This is a genomic window from Nonomuraea sp. KM90 (genome assembly GCF_052246675.1).
In the GTDB taxonomy this organism is placed as follows: Bacteria; Actinomycetota; Actinomycetes; order Streptosporangiales; family Streptosporangiaceae; genus Nonomuraea.
This window is the reverse complement of the sequence record NZ_JBQQCB010000351.1, coordinates 1-1504: the sequence shown is the minus strand read 5'-3', so window position 1 is coordinate 1504 and position 1504 is coordinate 1. Positions and strand designations below refer to the sequence as shown.

1 protein-coding gene is annotated in these 1504 nt (G+C 70.0%); it reads right to left on the bottom strand.

Annotation, left to right across the window (positions count from 1 at the left end):
- Positions 1-7: 7 nt before the first annotated feature.
- Complete coding sequence (locus ACTWPW_RS64140; RefSeq protein WP_443175032.1) at positions 8-1249, bottom strand: IS110 family transposase; 1242 nt, start codon at positions 1247-1249, stop codon at positions 8-10.
- Positions 1250-1504 lie beyond the last annotated feature (255 nt).

Below are 1504 nucleotides of genomic sequence, written 5' to 3'. Positions count from 1 at the left end.
TTAGTTGTCAAGCAGCAAGCGATTCGGCGTGATGCGACCAGGCGGTTGCCTCGTCGTAGAGGGCGCCGGTCTTGAGGCAGCCGTGCAGGATGCCGACGAGCCGGTTGGCGACCTGGCGCAGGGCGGCGTTGTAGTCGGCGCCGCGGGCCCGTTGCTTGTCGTAGTAGGCGCGGGCGCCGGGCGAGACGCGGACGGCAGTGCCCGCCTGGGTGAGCAAGGCGTCGATCAGCCGGTCGTTGTGCACGTAGCGGGCCGCGACGACCTTCTTCTTGCCCGAGGCCCGGGTGATCGGGCTGGTGCCGGCGTAGTTCTTACGCGCCTTGGCACTGGCATACCGCTGGGAGTCATCGCCGAACTCTGCGAGCACCCGGGCACCGAGGATCGGTCCCAGTCCCGGCTGGGAGCAGATGATCTCAGCGGCCGGGTGCTGCCCAAAATGCGCCTCGACCTCCTTGTGCAGGGCCGCGACCTGCTGGTTCAGGGTGGCAAGGACGGCGATCAGGGCGCGGGCGGAGGCAGCGTAGGCGGCGGTGACCACCTCGGGCTGGCCCAGGTGCTCGGTGCGCAGGGCGGCCTGGATCGGCGCGGCCTTGGCGGCCAGGTCGCCGCGGCGGCCGGCCCGCTTGAGCGCCGCGCTGATCTGGCTGATCGTCAGCCTTGCGGCGGCGGCAGGATCGGCCGCCCGGGCCAGCAGGTCGAGGGCTTCGGGTGCATCCAGGTCGTCGAAGGCGGCCAGGGCGGCGGGGAAGTAGTCGCGCAGTGCGTGCCGCAGCCGCTGGGTTTGCCGGGTGCGCTCCCAGATCAGCGTCTTGTGCGCGCGGGTGACCACCTTGATGGCCTCGGCCTGGTCGCTGTCGCCGGCCACAGCACGCAGCTGGTGGGCGTCGGTGCGCACCATGTCGGCCAGCACGTGCGCGTCGGCGGCGTCGCTCTTGGCGCCCGACACCTTATGCCGCTTGCGGTAGTCGGCGGCCTGCAGCGGGTTGACCGCGAACACCTGGTAGCCGGCCGCCACCAACGCCTGCACCCACGGGCCCCGGTCGGTCTCGATGCCGATCAGCACCTGACGGGCGGCTTCCTCCTCATCTTCAATGTCCGGGCCGAGCTGCTCGGCGATCATCGCGTGCAGCCGGGCCATGCCCGCCACCCCCTCCGGCAGTCGGGCCTTGGCCAGCCGCGCGCCGGTGGCGTCCATCAGCTCCACATCGCGGTGGTCCTCGGCCCAGTCGTCTCCCACGAACAGCCGCACAGTTCCTCCCGTCGATGTCTTCGTTCCCGCTGGTCAGCAGCCCGTGGGAGAGGCATCTGCGACCTAATGAAGCAGTGCTCACGCCGCATGCGGGCGGGCACGACATCCCATCAGCGATCAACTCTCCCGACCAACCGGCAGGGGCACGGTCTTTCATCAGGACTCGACGTCCAGGACACCCGAGTGCTCACCTGCCGGCGGCCACCATCCACCACGGAGTCTGCCGGATGGCTTACTCCCAGGACTCATTAGGAC